At 43.7% G+C, this 21,642-nt stretch carries 16 protein-coding genes; 3 read left to right on the top strand and 13 right to left on the bottom strand.

The genetic code is table 11. The features are described from left to right. Positions 1–173: 173 nt before the first annotated feature. The 3 genes from RIL182_RS03740 to RIL182_RS03730 are packed head-to-tail and all read right to left on the bottom strand — an operon-like array spanning position 174 to position 3,069. The gene (locus RIL182_RS03740; RefSeq protein ID WP_006856704.1) at positions 174–1,214 is read right to left on the bottom strand and encodes an acyltransferase; all 1,041 of its coding nucleotides are present in this window, start codon (positions 1,212–1,214) and stop codon (positions 174–176) included. Then, positions 1,211–2,254, bottom strand: coding sequence for an acyltransferase family protein (locus tag RIL182_RS03735; RefSeq protein ID WP_006856705.1), 1,044 nt, complete (start codon positions 2,252–2,254; stop codon positions 1,211–1,213). Before RIL182_RS03735 ends, RIL182_RS03740 begins: the two co-directional genes overlap by 4 nt. A gap of 38 nt (positions 2,255–2,292) precedes the next feature. Continuing rightward, entirely contained in the window at positions 2,293–3,069 is a 777-nt protein-coding gene (locus RIL182_RS03730; protein WP_006856706.1) for an FkbM family methyltransferase, read from the bottom strand. A 142-nt stretch (positions 3,070–3,211) separates the two neighbouring features. Between RIL182_RS03730 and RIL182_RS03725 the strand changes: the two genes are divergently transcribed. Then, positions 3,212–3,496 carry a helix-turn-helix domain-containing protein gene (locus RIL182_RS03725; RefSeq protein ID WP_006856707.1) on the top strand — a complete coding sequence of 95 codons (285 nt, stop codon included), beginning with the start codon at positions 3,212–3,214 and terminating at the stop codon, positions 3,494–3,496. A gap of 90 nt (positions 3,497–3,586) precedes the next feature. Here the strand turns inward: RIL182_RS03725 and uvrA are convergent, their stop codons facing one another. The 4 genes from uvrA to secA form a co-directional block, all read right to left on the bottom strand. After that, a complete protein-coding gene (gene uvrA, locus RIL182_RS03720) occupies positions 3,587–6,433 on the bottom strand; it encodes an excinuclease ABC subunit UvrA (protein WP_134523039.1) in 2,847 nt (948 codons plus the stop codon). A 79-nt stretch (positions 6,434–6,512) separates the two neighbouring features. Further along, positions 6,513–8,495: an excinuclease ABC subunit UvrB gene (uvrB, locus tag RIL182_RS03715; protein WP_118413036.1), complete on the bottom strand. Its 1,983-nt coding sequence runs from the start codon at positions 8,493–8,495 to the stop codon at positions 6,513–6,515. Positions 8,496–8,719: 224 nt separating this feature from the next. Continuing rightward, positions 8,720–9,922 carry an FprA family A-type flavoprotein gene (locus RIL182_RS03710; protein ID WP_044998898.1) on the bottom strand — a complete coding sequence of 401 codons (1,203 nt, stop codon included), beginning with the start codon at positions 9,920–9,922 and terminating at the stop codon, positions 8,720–8,722. A 291-nt stretch (positions 9,923–10,213) separates the two neighbouring features. Then, on the bottom strand, positions 10,214–12,784 hold the full coding sequence (gene secA, locus RIL182_RS03705) for a preprotein translocase subunit SecA (protein ID WP_006856709.1): 2,571 nt from the start codon (positions 12,782–12,784) through the stop codon (positions 10,214–10,216). A gap of 260 nt (positions 12,785–13,044) precedes the next feature. Between secA and RIL182_RS03700 the strand changes: the two genes are divergently transcribed. Continuing rightward, entirely contained in the window at positions 13,045–13,305 is a 261-nt protein-coding gene (locus tag RIL182_RS03700) for a TIGR03905 family TSCPD domain-containing protein (protein WP_006856710.1), read from the top strand. A gap of 97 nt (positions 13,306–13,402) precedes the next feature. On the opposite strand, the gene RIL182_RS03695 is transcribed toward RIL182_RS03700, so the two are convergent. From RIL182_RS03695 to RIL182_RS03670, 6 genes are all read right to left on the bottom strand, one after another. Beyond that, positions 13,403–13,987: a dipicolinate synthase subunit B gene (locus RIL182_RS03695; protein WP_006856711.1), complete on the bottom strand. Its 585-nt coding sequence runs from the start codon at positions 13,985–13,987 to the stop codon at positions 13,403–13,405. After that, positions 13,977–14,837 (bottom strand): dipicolinate synthase subunit DpsA, encoded by an 861-nt coding sequence (locus tag RIL182_RS03690; RefSeq protein ID WP_006856712.1) that lies wholly within the window; start codon positions 14,835–14,837, stop codon positions 13,977–13,979. The genes RIL182_RS03695 and RIL182_RS03690 overlap by 11 nt, the downstream gene beginning before the upstream one ends. A gap of 820 nt (positions 14,838–15,657) precedes the next feature. Beyond that, positions 15,658–16,977 (bottom strand): aspartate kinase, encoded by a 1,320-nt coding sequence (locus tag RIL182_RS03685; RefSeq protein ID WP_044998875.1) that lies wholly within the window; start codon positions 16,975–16,977, stop codon positions 15,658–15,660. 193 nt (positions 16,978–17,170) lie between these two features. After that, positions 17,171–17,995 (bottom strand): metallophosphoesterase family protein, encoded by an 825-nt coding sequence (locus RIL182_RS03680; protein ID WP_006856713.1) that lies wholly within the window; start codon positions 17,993–17,995, stop codon positions 17,171–17,173. After that, positions 17,985–18,890, bottom strand: a complete 906-nt coding sequence (locus RIL182_RS03675) for a DUF4474 domain-containing protein (RefSeq protein ID WP_242655535.1) — start codon at positions 18,888–18,890, stop codon at positions 17,985–17,987. The genes RIL182_RS03680 and RIL182_RS03675 overlap by 11 nt, the downstream gene beginning before the upstream one ends. Positions 18,891–18,977: 87 nt before the next feature. Beyond that, positions 18,978–20,585: a mannitol dehydrogenase family protein gene (locus tag RIL182_RS03670; RefSeq protein WP_134523037.1), complete on the bottom strand. Its 1,608-nt coding sequence runs from the start codon at positions 20,583–20,585 to the stop codon at positions 18,978–18,980. A 179-nt stretch (positions 20,586–20,764) separates the two neighbouring features. Between RIL182_RS03670 and RIL182_RS03665 the strand changes: the two genes are divergently transcribed. Beyond that, positions 20,765–21,640: a helix-turn-helix transcriptional regulator gene (locus RIL182_RS03665; RefSeq protein ID WP_006856715.1), complete on the top strand. Its 876-nt coding sequence runs from the start codon at positions 20,765–20,767 to the stop codon at positions 21,638–21,640. The last annotated feature ends 2 nt before the right edge of the window (positions 21,641–21,642 follow it).

Below are 21,642 nucleotides of genomic sequence, written 5' to 3'. Positions count from 1 at the left end.
TTCTATTTTATATTCTAAGAGTACTAGCTAATAAGTCCGATACAAACGGACCCAACCGTCAGAATTACTGACGGGCAGTATAATTTTTCATAACTCATGCTTCCCGGTTTTCCGCAAGGATTTCCGGGGAGTACTCCCCGAACGTGATAAGGCGCTGCGATTGCAGCGCCTTTTTAAACTCCTTCTATAAACCAACCTGCCAGTTTTTTGATCTTTTCAACAAAAACAGGAAGTACCCTATTGTATTTTACTGCAAGCCGGGCTGCACATCTCTGCCCTGTTTTTCCTATGGTCGCTTTCCTGATCTCATTTATTCCGACAGCAATGATAACCACACACGCAGCATATCCCAGGACTAAAAGCAATAGCAATTTATTATTTCCAAATTGTTCAATCCCTGTATATGGTTTCAAAAAATACTGAATATGTTCATCAAGCACGGTAACTGCCAAAACATTTCCGGCAATTCTGTTGATAAGTCTGCTTGAAAATTCAAATTCCTTAAACCATAAAAAAATACAGACGGACGCCATGATAATAAAACTGGAACAATCCCTTGAAAACGTACTGTAAAGTACTCCATTTATCTGCGTACGTACACTGTCCAGGATAAATATCAGTAAAACCAAACTTACAGCTCCCATGCCAAGCCTTTTTTTTTGCAGTCTGACCGGATATTTTGACAGATAACGCCCGATCAGGTAAATCATAACAAAATCCACAAGGCCTTTTCCCGAATCCTGCATAATATCATAAGTAGTGATCGTTGGTATCACACTGAATAACAGTAACATGGTCACAAGAAGTCTTTCAAAATTTTCTTTTTTTATTTTTTCTGCCAGTGCATTCAATAATGGTGCAAGAAAACAAAGCGCAAAATAACAGGAGATAAACCAGTAACGCCTGGTTATGATCGGAAAACATGCAAGTATCAGTTCTTTTGCCTTAAGATCCCCCCGCACGGCAACACCTGCCACCGTATAAAAAATTACCATAAAATCCATTTCAATCAGCTTTTCCAGACGGAATTTTATTCCAAAGTATCCGGAAATTAAAATGAAACAGGTTACCCCAGTATTAAATAATGCGTTGACAAAAATATGACTTTCTGTATTCCAGACGGAGAGGCTTGTATCAATATTTCCCATAGCATGCATAACCACGATTCCAAAAATGCAAAAAAGCCGAAGCAATTCAAAATTAGACTTTCTCATGTTTCATCTCCCCGGATTTTCTTTTTATTCATGCAAACTTTCTTTCCATATTCCAGACACCGGTTTAACAGCAGACACAATACGATTGCAACGGTAATCCGCACGATCTGGTAACATAAATTCCATCCACTTTCCGGCGGCGGAAGTTCCATTATTTTTTCTGCTATTACTTCCGTACTTTGTAATATAAATATATGAAAAATAAGGATCACCACCGTATTTTTCCCTATATATGCAAGTATTTTTCCCAGCCACATGGATTCAATCATGGCTCCAGCCCACATGCAGAGAATCGATCCGCAAATTCCAACCAATATGAAAAGCAAAACACTCCATGCTCCATAATTTCCATAGCTTCTTACCGAAATATTAATTCCCGGATTCACTTTTGCCAGCACAAAAAACAAAACTACTATACAGAAAATCCACTTTTTCTTCCATTTTTCTATACTGTAGTTTTGCCCTAACAAAGTCCCTGCAATCATCAGAACCGCACCTGCAAATGCAATATCTATACTCCATGGAAGTAAAATTGGCAATTTTGCCAGACACACAGATACAGCCAGAAAACATATGATATAACCGGCGCATTTCTTTTTACTTCTTATGCACACATCAATCACGGCATAATAAACGGCGCCTGCCGTAAATAAAGATGTCAGATACCACATTGCTCCATTTGCAATATCCAGAAAAAAAATGTTATTTTTCTCAGCAGCAATATCCATGTTATAAAAGCAATACCTTGAATACAATATCCCGATACCCGAAAACAACATTTCCTTTGTTGTGCGGCCAAGTACTTTATATATTCCCAACAGCACAATACTTCCCAGAAAATATGGAACCAGAAGTCTTTCTGTCTTTCTTTTCATATTTTGTTTATAACTTTTTCCCTGCCGGTACACATATCCGGAAAGTACAAAAAATAACTGCATAAAAAAACAGGTCAGATACATTGATATTCCCATTGCATGTCCTGCTACAACAAGCACCATTCCGATTCCTCTTGCCACATCAATATAAGGATATCTTCTCATTGCATCCCTCTTTTTATTTTTAATAATAATACCTGTCTCTATTTTCTCACAAACAGATAATTTGTACAGAAAAATATCTCTAAAATATCTCTATACTCTGTAATTTCCTCTACTCCGTCTAAAAGGACACGGTATACTTTATATTTTGCACTGAGTAAATTCCAGAAATCTCTGAAATAAGTTCTCGAATCGATATTGCAGCCGCCAAATTCCATCTGGATTACATCAATTTTTCCTTCGTCCAGCATCCGCTGTGCACCATGCAAAGCGTTTAACTCATTTCCTTCTATATCTATTTTTAACAAATTGATTCGCGGAATATTTCTTTCTTCACAATAATGATCTACGGTATCCAGTTTTATACGGATCGGTTCCGCATGTTCCACACACTGACGTTTATACATGCTTGCCAGTCCATCGCATTCTGCATCGTAATAAAGAATGCTTTCCGTACATGTATCACTCATTCCAAAATTATTCATTATCACTTTATCAGACTTCACCTGGCTGCATAAAATCTTAAATGTTTCAGCCGCCGGTTCGAAACAATGGATCTCTGCATTTCTATAATTCTTTACCAGCTCCTTTGCATAATCCCCCCTGTTCGCTCCGACATCAAACAAAACCGGCTTATCTATATTTTTAAGCAGGTTTTTAACATACCCCATGGCATATTTTTCTCCACTGCTTTCAAAATCTCCACCATTTCCTACGTTCATTCCCATCATTGATGCCTTATACAATTTGTTCCATATTCTGTAATATTTTTTCTTTCCAAAAAAAGGACTCACTATTTTCTCTGCTAATCTGCTCATTTTTTCCTCCAATTTGTAAATTATCTGAATCGTACGTTTTCAGTTTCTTTATCATATCATATATTTCCGTATTTGTGAATATTTTTTCACCATTACGGAAATACCAATCTATACACTAGCCTTAATAGGAGGTATTAACATTTTGAATTTAGGAGAAAAATTGAAACAATTAAGGCTTGAGAAAAATCTGACGCAAAAACAGCTTGCAGACAGACTCGGTGTCGCAATCAGCGCCATCTCTTCCTACGAATCCGATACCCGTTGTCCTACTTTTGATACGCTCATAAAATATGCCCGCATTTTTCATGTATCAACAGACTATCTTCTTGGTTTAGAACCAATACACACTCTTGATGTATCCGGTCTCTCAGACACAGAAATCCTGGTCGTTGCCCAGCTTGTTGATATCATTCGAACAAAAAAATAATGATTCATTCCATACGGATTTATAACGCAAAAGAAGTGGCTGCCTTTTCTACAGCCACTTCTTTTCCTCTATACATATATAACTTCCGTTTTATTTATCCTTCTCTAAATACTTCTTCACATAATAACCCGTATAAGATTCCGGCACTTCTGCCACTTCCTCCGGTGTTCCCTGTGCGATCACGGTTCCACCGCCATCTCCGCCTTCCGGTCCCATGTCGATGATATAGTCAGCGGTCTTGATCACATCCAGATTATGTTCGATCACGATTACAGTGTTTCCCCCATCTGAGAGTCTTCGCAGGATCTCGATCAGTTTATGGACATCCGCAAAATGAAGTCCCGTCGTCGGCTCATCCAGAATGTAAATGGTCTTGCCTGTGCTGCGTTTTGACAGTTCTGTTGCCAGTTTGATACGCTGTGCCTCCCCACCGGACAGCTCCGTTGACGGCTGACCAAGCTTGACATAGGAAAGTCCCACGTCATAAAGTGTCTGTATCTTTCTTGCGATCGCAGGCACGTTTTCAAAGAATTTCAATGCTTCTTCCACCGTCATATCAAGCACATCATAAATGCTCTTGCCCTTGTATTTGACCTCTAACGTATCACGGTTATAACGTTTTCCTCCACAGACTTCACACGGGACGTACACGTCCGGCAAAAAGTGCATCTCGATCTTTAAAATTCCGTCACCGGAACATGCCTCACAGCGTCCGCCTTTTACATTGAAACTGAATCTGCCCTTCTTGTATCCCTTCGCCTTCGCATCCGGCGTCGACGCAAAAAGATCACGGATCATGTCGAATACACCGGTATATGTCGCCGGATTCGAACGCGGCGTCCTTCCGATCGGGGACTGGTCGATATCGATCACCTTGTCTAACTGGTCAATGCCGATGATATCGTCATGCTTCCCTGGAATGCATCTCGCACGGTTCAGATCTCTTGCAAGTCTCTTATATAAAATCTCATTGGTCAGTGAGCTCTTTCCCGATCCTGACACACCGGTGATACAGGTCATAATGCCAAGTGGAATCTTCACATCAATATTCTTAAGATTATTCTCCCTTGCACCTTTGACAGTCAGGAAACCTGTCGGCTTTCTGCGCTCTGTGGGAACCGGTATTTTGATTCTGCCGCTCAGATAAGCACCTGTCACAGAATTTTTATTTTTCATGATTTCTTCTGCTGTTCCGCATGCCACCACTTGTCCACCATGCGCACCTGCTCCGGGACCGATATCCACAATATAATCCGCAGCCAGCATTGTATCCTCATCATGCTCCACAACAATCAGCGTATTTCCAAGGTCTTTTAAGTTCTTTAATGCGCCGAGCAGTTTATCGTTGTCTCTCTGATGCAGACCGATCGATGGCTCATCTAAGATATATGCCACACCAACCAGTCCGGAACCGATCTGTGTTGCCAGACGGATACGCTGTGCCTCTCCACCGGAAAGTGTTCCGGTTGCGCGGGACAGTGACAGATAATCCAGTCCGACTTCATTTAAAAATCCGACACGCGCACGGATCTCCTTTAAGATCTGATCTCCGATCAGATGCTGCTGATGGCTCAGCTCCATATCATTTAGAAAACTTCCAAGATTCTTTACGGACATGGATGTGATCTCATAAATATTCTTGTCCGCAACTGTGACCGCTAAGGATTCCGCCTTCAGACGCTGTCCCTTACAGGTTTCACACGGCGTGATGCGCATAAACTGCTCATATTCCTGCTTCATCGTATCAGATCCTGTCTCACGGTATTTACGCTGTACATTCCGGATCAGTCCCTCAAACGCCACATCATAAACACCCTCGCCGCGCATGCCTTTGTAATGTACCTTTAACTCCCTGCCATCTGTTCCGTGCAGGATCACATATTTTATCTCGTCCGGATAATCCTGGAATGGTGTCTCCAGTGAAAAATGATATTCTTCTGTCAATGCTTTTAACACCGCGTAGGTAAAACTGGAAGGATCTGTGCAGGACTGCCAGCCCATAACCTGAATTGCCCCCTCCGCAATGGAAAGGTGCTTATCCGGGATCATCAGATCCACATCAAACTCCATCTTGTATCCCAGTCCAAAGCAGGTCGGACAGGCGCCAAACGGATTGTTGAAAGAAAAACTTCTCGGTTCGATCTCCCCGATACTGATTCCACAGTCCGGGCAGGAGAAACTCTCCGAAAACTGGATCGGTTCCCCGTCGATCACATCCACGGTCATCAGCCCTTTGGATAATTCCAGTACATTTTCGATAGAATCAGACAAACGCTTCTCGATCCCCGGCTTGACCATCAGACGGTCTACCACGATCTCGATATTGTGTTTTTTATTTTTGTCAAGTTTGATCTCCTCCGTCAGCTCATACATGCTGCCGTCTACGATCACACGCACATAACCACTGCGCTTTGCCTGCTCTAAGAGCTTCTGGTGCTCCCCTTTTCTTCCGCGCACGACCGGTGCTAAAAGCTGGATCTTTGTGCGCTCTGGGAGTGTCATGATCTGATCGACCATCTGATCTACCGTCTGTTTTTTGATCTCCCTGCCACATTTCGGACAATGTGGGATACCGACTCTCGCGTACAAAAGGCGGAAATAATCATAAATCTCCGTAACCGTACCAACGGTAGATCTTGGATTGCGGTTCGTGGACTTCTGGTCAATGGAGATCGCCGGGGACAGCCCCTCGATCTTCTCCACATTCGGCTTTTCCATCTGCCCTAAGAATTGTCTTGCATAGGAGGAAAGTGACTCCATATAGCGCCTCTGTCCCTCCGCATAGATCGTATCAAACGCAAGCGATGATTTTCCGGAACCGGAAAGTCCGGTCAGCACAACAAATTCATCTCTTGGAATATCTACATCAATATTTTTTAAGTTGTGCTCATTTGCCCCCCGGATCTTAATGTATTTTCTTTCACTGTTTTTCTTCATGATTTACTGTCCTTTTTCTTTTCCCAAAAACACTTCTTACTGACGACTATTTCGTCACTCTTCACAATACAATGCTTCCTCACATATCACGCAGCATGCCCTTTAACTCCACCATCTTGTCGCGGTACTCTGCAGCAGCCTCGAAGTTTAAGTCTGCTGCCGCTTTCTGCATCTTCTTCTGGATGTCTGCGATCAGCTTTGTGAGTTCGTCCCGGTTCATGGATTCCGGGTCTTTTTTGAAGTTCATTTCTTCCTTTGCGACCTTCTTTGACACGCTGATCAGTTCCCGCACAGATTTCTGGATCGTTGTCGGTGTAATGCCGTGTTCCTCATTGTATGCCTGCTGTATCTCACGGCGGCGCTTCGTCTCCTCCATCGCAACACGCATGGAGTCTGTGATCTTGTCCGCATACATGATAACGTGTCCCTCACTGTTACGCGCAGCACGCCCGATCGTCTGTATCAGTGATGTCTCCGACCGCAGGAATCCCTCTTTATCTGCATCTAAAATTGCCACCAGCGTGATCTCCGGAATATCCAGTCCCTCCCGGAGCAGGTTGATGCCGACAAGCACATCAAATACATCCAGCCGCAGATCTCTTATGATCTCCGCACGCTCTAACGTATCGATATCCGAATGAAGATATTTCACGCGGATACCGATCTCACGCATATAATCCGTCAGATCCTCCGCCATCTTCTTCGTCAGTGTCGTAATCAGCACCTTATGATGGTCTTTGATTTCCTTATTGACCTCACCGATCAGATCATCGATCTGTCCCTCCACCGGACGCACCACGACCTCCGGATCAAGCAGTCCGGTCGGACGGATAATCTGTTCTGTCCTAAGCAGCTCGTGTTCATCCTCATATACATTCGGTGTTGCCGATACGAACAGCATCTGATCGATCTTGCTCTCAAATTCCTCAAAATTAAGCGGCCGGTTGTCTTTCGCCGACGGCAGACGGAATCCGTAGTCCACCAGCGTTGACTTTCTCGACTGGTCTCCCGCATACATGCCGCGGATCTGTGGAATCGTGATATGGGACTCATCCACGATGATCAGATAGTCATCCTTAAAATAATCCATCAGCGTATGCGGCGTTGCCCCCGCCGGAAGTCCTGCAAGATGTCTCGAATAATTTTCAATACCACTGCAGAAACCTGTTTCTTTTAACATCTCGATATCAAAATTCGTCCGCTCGGAAATGCGCTGCGCCTCAAGCAGCTTGTCCTCGCCCTTAAAATACCGGATGCGCTCATCCAGTTCCTGTTCGATGGCATCGCATGCCTTTAAGATTTTCTCCTGCGGCACAACATAATGGGATGCCGGGAACACCGCAAAATGCTCCAGCTCGCATTTGATCTCCCCTGTCAGCACATCCACCTCCGTGATACGGTCGATTTCATCCCCGAAAAATTCCACACGGACCGCCGTATCTCCGTAGTTTGCCGGGAAAATCTCTAACGTATCTCCCCGCACACGGAACGTACCTCGGTGAAAATCCATATCATTTCTCGTATACTGAATATCGACCAGCGCACGGATCACGTCATCTCTGTCCTTCTCCATCCCGGGTCTTAGGGAAACCATCATGCCAAGATAATCTTCCGGGCTGCCTAAACCATAAATACAGGAAACCGATGCTACCACGATCACATCCTTGCGCTCCACCAGCGCCGCCGTCGCTGAAAGACGCAGTTTATCGATCTCCTCATTGATTGCGGAGTCCTTTGCGATATAGGTATCCGTCTGCGGCACATATGCTTCGGGCTGGTAATAATCATAGTATGACACAAAATATTCGACCGCATTCTCCGGGAAAAATTCTTTCATCTCCCCGTATAACTGCGCTGCCAGCGTTTTATTATGCGATATGATCAGTGTCGGCTTATTCAATGCCTGGATCACATTTGCCATTGTAAAAGTCTTACCGGAACCAGTCACTCCAAGCAGCGTCTGAAACTGGTTGCCCTCCTCAAATCCTTTTACCAGCTCCTCGATCGCATGAGGCTGATCCCCGGTTGGTTTGTATTTTGAATGTAATTTGAAATGATCCATGATATTCCTCATTTCTCCCTATTTATAAAATATAGAAACACTTTCTATCCGGAAACAATTAACATCAATATTTTAGTATGATTCTGTTTCCAGTATATCATTCAATTTATAAATTGTACAGCAAAAATCGAACTTTTGTTCTGTTTTTCTGCAAAAACAAAGCACAGGACAATATTTTATCCCATGCTTTGCTATGCTTTGCCTTTTATTTTACACTGTTTATTTTATACCATACTGTTCACAATCGCATCCGCCAGTGCATCCAGCTCTGCCTTCTGGTCTGCATGCATTGCAGACTTGATGGTAAGTCCTGTATCAAGGATCGTCATATCCTTCATTTCACTGATTTTCTCTTTAACCTGCTTTGCCGCTGTCGGTGCCCAGGTTCCGTTTTCCATAACTGCAACGGTCTTTTTCTGAACAGCCAGTGCCTTCATATCGGAAAGCAGATTTTCCATAACCGGATAAATTCCGGCATTGTAAGTCGGTGCCGCAAATACCAGATGGCTTGCACGGAAAATTTCACTGATCAGCTCGGAAACGTGCGCATTTGAAACATCATACACAGCAATCTTTTTCACGCCGCGCACTGCAAGTGCCCCTGCAAGCGCATCTGCCGCAGATGCCGTATTGCCATACATGGATGCATACATGATCACAACCGCCTGATCTTCCGCTTCATAAGTACTCCATTTCTGGTATTTTTCCAGAATGTAAGAGAGATTTTCTCTCCAGATTGGTCCGTGCAGCGGGCAGATCACAGCGATCTCAAGTCCTGCAGCTTTCTTTAATAATGTCTGCACGGACGCACCGTATTTTCCAACAATATTTGTGTAATAACGTCTTGCATCGTCCAGCCAGTCACGGTCAAAATCTACTTCATCCGCAAAAACATTGCCGTTTAATGCGCCAAAGGATCCGAATCCGTCTGCGGAAAACAGCACTTTGTCCACATCATCGTAGGTGACCATTGCCTCCGGCCAGTGCACCATCGGTGCCATCACAAAATGAAGCGTATGCTTTCCTGCAGATAAGGTATCTCCCTCTTTCACCACAACAGAACGTTCAGAAAAATCTGTTCCAAAGAACTGGTTCATCATACCAAATGTCTTTGTATTTCCAACGATCTTTACAGCCGGATATCTGCGTACAATATCACCGATCATCGCGCAGTGATCCGGTTCCATATGATTTACGATCAGATAGTCTAATGATCTTCCCTCTAAAGCAGCTTCCAGGTTTTCGAAAAACTGTCCCGCAACGGAAGCATCCACGGTATCAAAAAGGACGGTCTGCTCATCCAGCAGAACATAGGAGTTGTAAGACACACCGCGTTTGATTGGAAAAATATTTTCAAACAATGCCAGTCTGCGGTCGCTTACTCCGATCCAGGTAATATCATCAGTAACTTTTCTTATGTTATACATATCCGTCTCCTTCTTTCTCTCCATTTTATAATTGGCTTTTCCGGTGAAATCATACCACATACTTATCCATGTTTCAATGAACTGCATACAGATTTATAAAATGTTTATTTTCATCGTCTGCCATATCGCATATCTTTTACTAATTTTAATAATAGTAATTATTACTGTTATTAAAATATCAAATAATCCATTTTTTGTCAATTATTTTTTTGTGAAGATTCGGACGACAAAAAAAGCGCCACATTTACGAATCACTCCATAAACATGACGCCCTCTTCTTATTTTAAAATTTTATGCCATTTTTCCACAGCACTGTTTGTATTTTTTACCGGATCCACATGGGCACGGATCATTCGGATAAACCTTTGCAGCCGTACGTTTTTTCGGTGTATTGGTTGCCGTCTCATCCTTATTTGTACCGGTTACTTTTGCAACCTGCTCACGCTCTACCTTCTGTTCGATCTTGACATGGTACAGCAGACGGACTGTATCTTCCTGAATGTTTGCGATCATATCGTCAAACATGTCAAATCCTGCCATCTTGTACTCAACCAGCGGATCTCTCTGTCCGTATGCCTGTAAGCCGATACCCTGACGGAGCTGATCCATATCGTCGATATGATCCATCCACTTACGGTCAATGACTTTTAACAGTACGACACGCTCTAATTCACGGAACTGCTCCGGCTCCGGGAACTCTGTCTCTTTTGCCTCGTACAGTTTCACTGCACGCTCTTTTAAGAGATGTTTTAATTCTTTATTATTCTTAACACTGTCCACATCAGCAGCATTTACAGGCTCTAACGGGATAATATCCGTCAGAAGCTGGTTTAACTCGTTTAAATCCCACTCTTCTTTCGGTAATTCAGAAGAAATACAGGTATCCACGCAGCTCTCCACACGGTCTGTGATCATCTTGAAGATCACATCGCGCATGTTCTCGCCGTTTAATACACGCATACGCTCTGCGTAAATGATCTCTCTCTGATCATTCATAACCTGATCGTACTCAAGCAGGTTTTTACGGATACCGAAGTTGTTGCCCTCGATCTTCGTCTGTGCCTTCTCGATCGCAGATGTTAACATCTTATGCTGGATCTGCTCATTTTCCGGAACACCTAATGTATTAAAGATATCCATCAGTTTTTCAGAACCGAACAGACGCATCAGATCATCCTCAAGAGAGATAAAGAACTGGGATTCACCCGGATCTCCCTGACGTCCGGAACGTCCACGCAGCTGATTGTCAATACGTCTTGACTCATGACGCTCAGTACCGATAACTTTTAATCCACCGGCTTCCTTCGCATCATCATCCAGCTTGATATCGGTACCACGGCCAGCCATGTTGGTTGCGATCGTTACCGCACCGTGCTGTCCTGCTGCCGCTACGATCTCTGCCTCAAGTTCATGGAACTTCGCATTTAAAACAGTATGCTGGATTCCCTCTCTCTTTAACATTGCACTGATCGTCTCGGATACATCGATCGTGATCGTACCAACCAGTACCGGCTGTCCTTTTGCATGTGCAGCTTTTACTTCCTCGACAACTGCATGATATTTTTCTTTCTTGGTCTTATAAACAGCATCCTGTTTGTCCACACGGATGACTGGTCTGTTGGTCGGGATCTCGATAACATCCATACCATAGATATCACGGAACTCTTTTTCTTCGGTCAGGGCAGTACCTGTCATACCTGATTTTTTATCAAATTTATTAAAGAAGTTCTGGAACGTAATCGTTGCAAGCGTCTTGCTCTCACGTTTTACTTTTACATGCTCTTTTGCCTCGATTGCCTGATGCAGACCGTCTGAATAACGGCGTCCCGGCATGATACGTCCGGTAAACTCATCAACGATCAGTACCTCATCATCCTTTACAACGTAATCCTGATCGCGGAACATCAGGTTGTGTGCACGCAAGGCAAGAATCACATTGTGCTGGATCTCAAGGTTCTCTGCATCTGCAAGGTTGTCGATCTTGAAGAACTGCTCAACCTTTTTCACACCTTCCTGTGTCAGGCTGACAACCTTGTCCTTCTCATTGACAAGGAAATCTCCGGTCTCTTCCTGCTCAATACCCATGATGGCATCCATCTTGGAATACTCCGGTACATCCTCACCACGTTTCATCTGCTGTGCTAAAATATCGCATGCCTCATAAAGACGGGTGGATTTACCGCTCTGTCCGGAAATGATAAGTGGTGTACGCGCCTCGTCGATCAATACGGAATCGACCTCATCGATGATTGCATAATGGAGTCCTCTCTGAACAAGCTGCTCCTTGTAAATAACCATGTTGTCCCTCAGATAATCAAATCCAAGTTCGTTGTTTGTCACATAAGTGATATCGCAGTTATATGCCTCACGACGCTCGTCATTGGTCATGGAGTTTAAAACCACTCCGACTTTTAAGCCGAGGAACTCATGGATCTGTCCCATCCACTCAGAGTCACGCTTTGCAAGGTAATCATTGACTGTTACGATGCACACGCCCTTGCCCTCTAAGGCATTTAAGTATGCAGGCAGTGTGGAAACAAGTGTCTTACCTTCACCGGTCTTCATCTCTGCGATACGTCCCTGATGTAAGATAATACCACCGATGATCTGCACGCGGTAATGCTCCATTCCAAGCACACGTTTTGCTGCTTCACGGACGGTTGCATATGCCTCCGGTAAAAGATCATCCAGTGTCTCTCCCTTTTCCAGTCTCTCTTTATATTCTTTTGTCTTGTCTCTTAATTCTTCATCGGACAGTGCTCCCATGGCGTCACGGTATGACTCCACTTTGTCAACGAGCGGGTAAATTCTTTTTAACTCGCGTTCGCTGTGTGTTCCGAATAACTTTGTAAATGCGCTCATAAAAACTCCTATTCCTGGCTGTTTTTCTCAAATTTGCAAGTCTGTTTTCCGTCCTTTTGCAGGCTAAGCCTTGCACAATATCGTTATTGTAACACTTTTCGTGTATTACCACAACTAAAATAGGGGTAAACGTTTTGTGAATTTTTTATTAACGCAAAAAAAGTCCTTGCACTGCTGCACGCTTGTGTTTATACTCTTACTGAATCGCACTTTCTGCGATGGCACACAGGATATGATCTACAACAAAGGAGGAATCTGATATGACTTATTCTTATAAAACAAAAGGAACCTGTTCCACACAGATCGACTTAGAACTGGACGGAAACGTTGTTCATAACGTAAAATTCACCGGCGGCTGCAACGGCAACCTGCAGGCAATCCCAAAATTAGTGGAAGGCCTTACCGTGGAACAGGTGGAAGAAAAAATCGGCGGCATCCGCTGTGGCGGACGTCCTACTTCCTGCGGCGACCAGCTTGCAAAAGCGTGCCGTGAAGCATTAGAGGCGTCCCAAAACGCTTAAGCATTAAAAAAGACAGGCTGCAAAACACAGCCTGCCTTTTCTTTTTTACGATGACTAAATATTCACGAAACATACATTCCATGCTTCCCCTTTTTCATCATGGCTCCTGCAGTACCGGCTGTATCTGTTTTCCCTGCAGCGCCGCCTCGATTGTTTCCGGAAGCAGTTCCATCTTCGCGACCATGGAATTCGGCTTGCTCTTATAATTATCCTGTCCAAATGGCACAAAATAAATATTTTTCATATTCATCAGCATACCGATATTTTTAAAACCGGCTCCAAGGGCATCGTTTGTGGAAATCGCAATGACAAGCGGTTTACCGTTGCGCATATGCGCCTTTGCCGCCATCAGCACCGGCGTATCGACGATTCCCCCGGTCAGTTTTGCCGCAGTATTTCCGGTACACGGCGCGATCACCATAATATCAAGGAAATTGTTCGGTCCGATCGGCTCCGCCGCACAGATGGAACGTATCCCTTCATTTCCCGTGATCTCACAGATCCCCTCCACATATTCTTTGGCACTGCCAAACCTGGTATCGCAGGTCTGTGCATTGAATGAAAATATCGGGATCACATTTGCCCCCATCTCACAGAGATGTTCCACCGCTTTTCTCGCCTTTGCAAATGTACAGAAAGATCCTGTGATTCCAAAACCGATATTATACTTATCAAAATCCATCTGACATTTCCCCCTGTTTTTCCTTCAAAATAAACCGCTCTACAGAGCGTTCCAAAATATACGCACTCTCTTTCGGCGCATATTTTCCCGGGATTCCAAGCACATGGTCCGCATGGATGCCGTATTCCCTCGCACATGCAAAATCTGTACCGCCCTCCCCGGAGGCAATATCCACAATATATGCATCTCTTGGAAGTTCCCGGATAATCTTTTCCGTGACCACAAGCGCCGGAACCGTATTGACAACCATCGCCGCCCCCATTGCCTCCTCCGGTCCAAACGCAAAATCCACCGCATAAAAACCATCACCTTTTGCCTCTTTGCGTGCTTCCTTCCTTCTCGCAAGCACAGTCACACGCGCGCCAAGCGCCCCAAGTCTCTTTGCAATCGCTTTTCCACAATATCCGTATCCCGTCACAAGCACTTTTGCCTCATCAATATTATACGGACTTTTTTCCACAAGCTCTGCGATCGTTCCCTCCGCCGTCGCCACGGCATTTTCCTCCGTCACAACCGTATCTTCCATAAAATCCAGGAAATGAATATCTCTTCCGGTTAAAAGTTCCCTCTGCTCTGTAGAAAAGCATCCTCCCATCACCAGTGTTTTCTTTTCCAGATTTTTATTTAATATATCATAAAAGATCTCCTGCTCCGGCACTTTCTGCACCGGAATTGGAAGGATCAGTACATCTGCCTTATCCAGAAAACGTTTCAGCTTCTCTAACTGCTGCAATGCCGTCTCACGGTTTCTGATATCGAGGCAGCGCACATTATGACCTTTCTTTGTCAGTATCTCAGCAAGATACACCTGACGCATATCGCTGATCAGAAGAATTGTCTGTCTGTCCATGCAAACTCCTTTACGCTCCCTTCACATTATTATATGAAGGTTCTGTTTCTGCCGTTCCAGATTCGTCTTCCCGTTCCTGTCAAACTTTCATTGAACTTTGGGTTTTGAGTCTCATGTCAAACATTTTTTCCGTTTTTGTTTTTATTTTCTGTGCTTTTTGTATTTTCTGAATTTTTCATTAATTTTACGCAATTTTTAATTATCTTTTATTTTTTTTACATTTTATCTATTTTCTTATTGACAAACATATTTTTATCAGATATAATCAAATTACAAAATAACAAAAGAGATACGAAAGAAAAACAAAAACGGTTGCAGAGACGAAGCAGCCAGAAAGGAAGGTACAGACCACCAGAGGGATAATGATTTGCCCTAGACGATACTAAGAAAGAGAGGTACAAACCACCAGAAAGATAACGATTTACCCCAAACGATACTAAGAAAGAGAGGTACGGACCACCGAAAACATAAGCGCATTCGTTTTTTCATTCAAAAGAGGAAAGAAAACATGACGGTCCTAAGAAAGGATTTATGAATCAGTATCAGACGAGATTCTCAGATATGATACGATATCAGGAGTCATAAGAATAACAGATCCGGATTGAAGATAAAGCGGAGAAGTACAAACGAATCTGAGACAAGCTCAGAAAAATACAGATGAATTGAGGTATAGTCCCATGGACGAAATAGTTTAGAAGGCGGCATCGCATGAATGAATTCCATACGGTGTCGCCTTCATTGTGTGTCACAGCATTTTGGACTGTACGCTGCATATACTCTCCTGCAGACGGAAATAAAATTCCGCCGCAGGTTTCTTTTTTTATAACTGGGTCACTACAAAAATATCATAGATCGCACGGATCGCATTTTCAAAATCTGCATTGCTGACACCAATGATAATGTTCAACTCAGAAGATCCCTGATCGATCATCTTAACATTGATGTTTGCATGTGCCAGTGCGGAGAAAATTCTTCCTGCTGTTCCACGGGTAGATTTCATACCGCGTCCAACGACTGCGATCAATGCCAGATCTCCCTCTAACTCAATGCTGTCCGGTTTTGCAAGACGATGGATCGCAGAAATCACAGACTGCTCTTTGCCCTCAAATTCCGGCTGATGCACAAAGATCGTCATCGTATCGATACCGGATGGCATATGCTCAAATGAAATTCCATTTTCCTCAAATGCGGATAAAACTTTTCTTCCAAAACCAACTTCGGCGTTCATCATATCCTTATCAATATTGACAGAAACAAAACCTTTCTTTCCGGCGATACCCGTGATCGTGTATTTCGACTGATGACAGGTACTCTCAACAATCCAGGTTCCTGCATCTTCCGGCGCATTGGTGTTACGGATATTGATTGGAATACCGGCTTTGCGGACCGGGAATACCGCATCCTCATGCAGTACGCTTGCTCCCATGTAAGAAAGCTCTCTTAACTCGCGGTAAGTGATCGTCTTGATCGTTTCCGGATGGTCGATGATCCTTGGATCTGCAACCAGGAAACCGGATACGTCTGTCCAGTTCTCATAACAGGTTGCATGTACGGCTCTTGATACGATAGATCCGGTGATATCAGAACCGCCTCTTGAAAATGTGCGGACACTTCCGTCCGGATTAGCACCGTAAAATCCTGGAATTACTGCGCGCTCGATCTTTGCAAGACGTTTACTGAGTACCTTATCTGTCTTTTCTGCATCAAAGTTTCCCTCTTTATCAAAGAAAATAACTTCTGCAGCATCTACAAACTCATAGCCAAGGTAATTCGCCATGATGATACCATTTAAATATTCTCCACGGGAAGCTGCGTAATCCACACCGGCTTTATTTTTAAAATTCTCTGCGATTTTCTTGAACTCATCTTCTAACGATAATTTCAAATTCAGACCATTGATAATTGTGTCATAGCGGTCCTTGATCTTCATGAGCGGCACACGGAAATCTTCATCTGCCTCCACCAGGTCATAACATGCGTATAACATATCAGTAACCTTGGTATCTTTGGAATTTCTTTTTCCCGGTGCACTCGGAACTACATATCTTCTCTCTTTATCTGCGTTGATAATTTTACCAACCTTTGCAAACTGTTCTGCACTTGCAAGAGAGCTGCCGCCAAATTTCACAACTTTAATCATTTTCTTCTGAACCTCCACTTACTTTCGCGTGTAAGAAAACACCCGATACTATCCATATAATGAATATATATTATCATAAATGCAGTTTCCGTCAAATGATTTTTCCGATTTTTAGTTCCATGGAATCAAAAATTTTTGTATTTTTCTATATTATGTCAACTTTTCATTACCTGTACTTATAAGTACTTTAAATTCAGGTAATACCAACCGGTCCTATCAGCACTTCGCGCGCTACAAAAAGCGACAGATCCGGTCTCGTCGCCATCTTCCATTTCACCAGTGTAAGCTGCATATCTGTGATTTCAATTCCGGTAATGCCATACGGATGCACGCAGCTCCCGGCATTCAGGTACAGACTGCCGTCTGCCGGCAGCCTTGGACGGTGGGAATGTCCGGCCGCCAGATAGCAGTCATGCTCTTTTGTCCAGTTATCTAAACATTTTTCATATTTTAAGGTCTTTTTATAATTCCGCGCCGCACTCGTCGGATCACTGACGCCAAAACGCTCTAACGGTTTCCAGAAATACCGCACCAGAAAACGGGATAATTTCCAGCAGACTGAGTTAAAAAAATCTGCCTGATGCCCGTGGATCATGCAGATATCCCTGCCTCCCTCACAGTTATCTAAGATCATTGCTTCCCCTAACATGCCTTTCATTTCCATATTGTGATTTCCGTAAATGCGGTATATCCGGCACTGTTTCTGCAGTGTTTCAAACCGGCAGTAGACATCCTGATGACTCTCCTCAATGCGGGAAAGATGCCTGTTTTCCCACAATTCCTCCCCGTCACCGAGTTCAAAATAGGTGAAACCATGCGCGATATAGTAGTTTAACGCCGCCATATACAGATGCTGGTTTCTCAAGAAATTATCATTTGCCCCTCCCTCTCCCCGGTGGCAGTCGCTGATGATGATATAACGGCTGCAACTGTTAAGCGGAAGATGGACTGCTTCTGAAAGCGCTTTATCGATCCGCATCTGACAGGAAAAGGGCGGATATCTTTTCTTATTTTCCATGCTTCCATCCCCGCATCCGAAACGCATGTTTCAAACACCACGGAAGCTGATAGTATAAAAATAAAAGACGGTCAGGTGCAGCAATAAACGGATGTGTGAACAGACGGTAAAGGAAACAGCAGAAACAGTTCCAAGCCTGCACCATGCAGCGCCAAACGGACGCACAGAATTTGTGTTTCATACAGAAATCCATTCTGACATAAACTTCATTACGGCAGATCCGGTATTTATTCCCCGGTATTTTTCCTTTCGCCCGCTTTAATCCCTCAAAAAATGCTTCTGCCATGCATTCATTCTGAAACCGTATTGTCGTCACCAATATCAGATCCGATGGTCTCGAAAATGTCCCCATCCCAAATCCGGTCAGCCACCAGTGCCGCTTCTGCAGGAAATAAACTTTTTTCCGCCTGCGGTCTAGCCTGCACTGGATAAACGGCATATCCTGATCTTCCACCGCCTCAAAATGGGCGATCCTGTAATATCGTTCCGGGACGACCTTTCCCGCATGATATACGCCAACCTCTCCTCCGGTATTGATGCCATACTGCCCCTTCCAGAATTCGATCAGCCAGGTTTCGCCAGCATAATCAAAATAGATAGGCAGTGCATCAAACACCATGCCTGCTCCCACTGCTGCCCTGTCGTAAAGCGCCTCATACCCCTGTTTTCTCTGCCACGCATCTTCCCTCGACGTGAACACGTCTTCACACGGCACATAACAAAAGCCGAATGGTTCTGCGAGTTCATTCAGAAGCTGAATTTTCTCTGCATCACACATCCGGCGTATTTTTCTCTTACTTTTTTCTCTTTTTACCGTGATGATCACTGCTGCAATCAGTAAAACAAGCAGGATCACCACAATACATCCAATTTTTATCACATTAAAATCTGGCATTTTTCCCTCCTGCATATTTTTTTCAGGAATTCACATCCTGTACTATAAGATATGCAGGGAAAAATGGTTTGGCATCAGAATCAGCGCCTATACATACTTCTTTAAAGTAGCACGCACTGCGCCCGCCCCGGCAATCAGTTCTTTAAAATACTGCACCGTCAGTCCGGCAAGACCGGCCTCATAAAGATCCACGCCAAAGATTGCTCTGTTTGTCAGCAATGGCCGGATCATTTCTTCCACATCTGTATCACCAAATTTGATACCGGCAACGACCGGGCAGACCGTCTCAAGCAGTGGGTCCGGGCTTAACTCAAATTTTTCGCCATTATCATCAACTGCCATGAGATACCGAAGCCATCCCGCAAATACCAGTGGAATGAGTTTTAAGTTTTTGATATCCTTATCTTTTGATGCAAGATAATTTTTCACAGTTTCTCCAAAGCGGATCGCAAGTTTCTGTGAAGTATCTGTGGCAATACGCTGTGGTGTATCCGGCATAAACGGATTTGGTATGCGGACATTTAACACGGTATCAATAAACTCTTTCGGATCAAGGATACCCGGATCTACAACGACCGGAAGTCCCTCGGTATATCCGATTCTCTCCACCATTTTCCGAAGTTCTGCATCTTTCATTTCATCGGAGATCTTTGTGTAGCCAAGCAGACAGCCAAACACTGCAAGAGCCGTGTGAAGCGGATTCAAGCAGGTGCAGACTTTCATTTTTTCCACCTTGTCAACGGTTGCGCGGTCGGTAAACATGATGCCGCCCTTTTCCAGCTCCGGGCGTCCGTTCGGGAACCAGTCCTCGATCACTAAATATTCACATTCCTCTGCATTCACAAATGGAGCTACATAGGTGTTTTTGGATGTAACGACCGGATCAAGCCCATCGATCTCATCTTTCTTTAAGATCTCTTCCACGGAAGCATCCGGTCTCGGCGTGATCTTATCGATCATAGACCATGGGAACGAAACCTTTTCCCTGTCATTGATATAGTTTACAAAATCTTTCTCTGCAAGACCGTTTTCTGCCCATTTTTCGGCAAATGTATGGATTGCCGCATATAATTTATCCCCGTTATAGGAGCAGTTGTCCATGGATACCATGGCGATCGGAAGCTGTCCGTTTTTAAAACGTGTGTATAAAAGAGATGCAACTTTTCCGATATAGCTTGCAGGTTTCTCCGGGCCGGCTGCAAAATCGGCAGCGACTGCCGGAAGCAGTTCTCCTTTTCCGTTTGCCAGACTGTATCCCTTTTCTGTGATGGTAAAGGATACCATCTGCAAGGACTGTTTGCAGAAAATCTCTTTTAATCTGCCATACTCGCCCTCATTTTCCGAATCGAGGATACAGGACTCCACAACAGAACCGACAACTGTTTTTTCGACGCTTCCATCTGCCTTTAATGTGACAAGAATGGAATAATCATCATGCGGACGGTTCATTTTTTCAATGATCTCATAATCAAAACCTTCCGCTACGATCAGGCCTGTTTCCATTTCCCCTCTGTTTAAGATATTCTGCATTACATTTGCCTGAAATGCACGGAAAATATTTCCTGCACCAAAGTGAATCCAGCACGGATTTTCTCTGGTTGCCTCTGTTACTGCTGCACGGTCAAACTGCGGAAGCTGATATCCCTTTGCTTCCCACTGTGCCCTGTCTTTTAAACCAAGTGTACTTAATTCCATAGCTTTTCCTTTCTCCATTGTTCAACGTTTTTTGATATGTTTATTATAAGTGAATCCCCTTAAGACATCCAATAGAGTTGCTTGTTGTTCACATTGCAAAAATTGCGATTCTGTGATAAATTTTTTTTATCAGATCGTCACTTTTTCCTTATATTTGAAATATTTCAGAGGATTTTACCATGCGCAGACAGTTACAGTCTCCTTTTAATGAACGACAGTATATGCTGTCCAAAGATTTTGAAATTTACTATTATAATGACAACCACTTTTATGGCGTGACAGATCACACCCACGATTACTATGAATTCTATTTTTTTCTGGAGGGAAATGTAACGATCTCCATTGAAAAGGAACATCATCATCTGAAACCGGGGGATATGGTCTTCATTCCCCCTGGTATTCACCACCATGTGTCCAGTGTGGGGGAAACACTTCCCTATCAGCGTTTTGTTTTCTGGATCAGTCAGGATTACTGTCAGAAACTGAAAGAATTGTCCAAAGACTATGTTTATCTGATCGAACATGCACAGGATACCCATCATTTTATTTATCACTATGATGTCGTGGCTTTCAATGCGCTTTCCGCAAAGATTTTCCGGCTGATCGAGGAGATCCATGCGGACCGTTTTGGAAAAGCTGCCAAGATCGAGCTCTGCGTGAACGATCTGATGCTCCACATCAACCGGGCTGTCTATGAGGCAGAACATCCTGCAGCCCGCAAAGATGCCTCTGGTCTGTATGACGGCATCCTGCAATACATTGAGTCCCATCTGGATGAGGATCTCTCCTTAGACAGCCTCTCCAAAGCTTTTTTTGTGAGCAAATACCATATTTCCCATATTTTTAAGGATAACTTTGGAATATCCGTCCATCAGTATATTACTAAAAAAAGGTTATCCATGTGCAGGGATGCCATTCTCAGCAATGAAAATATCACAAAAATCTACCTGATGTACGGATTCAAAGATTACACCAGTTTTTTTCGTGCATTCAAAAAAGAGTATGGCATCTCACCCAAAGAATATAAGGAACTTTATGCGCAGAAACCGCAGTAGAA

The organism is Roseburia intestinalis L1-82 (assembly GCF_900537995.1).
GTDB lineage: Bacteria > Bacillota > Clostridia > Lachnospirales > Lachnospiraceae > Roseburia > Roseburia intestinalis.
The sequence above is the reverse complement of the archived record's forward strand: the minus strand, read 5'-3'. Positions and strand labels throughout refer to the sequence as shown.

Bases quoted from the DNA above. Each gene is read 5' to 3' on its own strand.
- RIL182_RS03740 (WP_006856704.1), bottom strand. From the start codon at position 1,214: ATGAGAAAGTCTAATTTTGAATTGCTTCGGCTTTTTTGCATTTTTGGA.
- RIL182_RS03735 (WP_006856705.1), bottom strand. From the start codon at position 2,254: ATGAGAAGATATCCTTATATTGATGTGGCAAGAGGAATCGGAATGGTG.
- RIL182_RS03730 (WP_006856706.1), bottom strand. From the start codon at position 3,069: ATGAGCAGATTAGCAGAGAAAATAGTGAGTCCTTTTTTTGGAAAGAAA.
- uvrA (WP_134523039.1), bottom strand. From the start codon at position 6,433: ATGAAGAAAAACAGTGAAAGAAAATACATTAAGATCCGGGGGGCAAAT.
- uvrB (WP_118413036.1), bottom strand. From the start codon at position 8,495: ATGGATCATTTCAAATTACATTCAAAATACAAACCAACCGGGGATCAG.
- RIL182_RS03710 (WP_044998898.1), bottom strand. From the start codon at position 9,922: ATGTATAACATAAGAAAAGTTACTGATGATATTACCTGGATCGGAGTA.
- secA (WP_006856709.1), bottom strand. From the start codon at position 12,784: ATGAGCGCATTTACAAAGTTATTCGGAACACACAGCGAACGCGAGTTA.
- RIL182_RS03700 (WP_006856710.1), top strand. From the start codon at position 13,045: ATGACTTATTCTTATAAAACAAAAGGAACCTGTTCCACACAGATCGAC.
- RIL182_RS03695 (WP_006856711.1), bottom strand. From the start codon at position 13,987: ATGGATTTTGATAAGTATAATATCGGTTTTGGAATCACAGGATCTTTC.
- RIL182_RS03690 (WP_006856712.1), bottom strand. From the start codon at position 14,837: ATGGACAGACAGACAATTCTTCTGATCAGCGATATGCGTCAGGTGTAT.
- RIL182_RS03685 (WP_044998875.1), bottom strand. From the start codon at position 16,977: ATGATTAAAGTTGTGAAATTTGGCGGCAGCTCTCTTGCAAGTGCAGAA.
- RIL182_RS03680 (WP_006856713.1), bottom strand. From the start codon at position 17,995: ATGGAAAATAAGAAAAGATATCCGCCCTTTTCCTGTCAGATGCGGATC.
- RIL182_RS03675 (WP_242655535.1), bottom strand. From the start codon at position 18,890: ATGCCAGATTTTAATGTGATAAAAATTGGATGTATTGTGGTGATCCTG.
- RIL182_RS03670 (WP_134523037.1), bottom strand. From the start codon at position 20,585: ATGGAATTAAGTACACTTGGTTTAAAAGACAGGGCACAGTGGGAAGCA.
- RIL182_RS03665 (WP_006856715.1), top strand. From the start codon at position 20,765: ATGCGCAGACAGTTACAGTCTCCTTTTAATGAACGACAGTATATGCTG.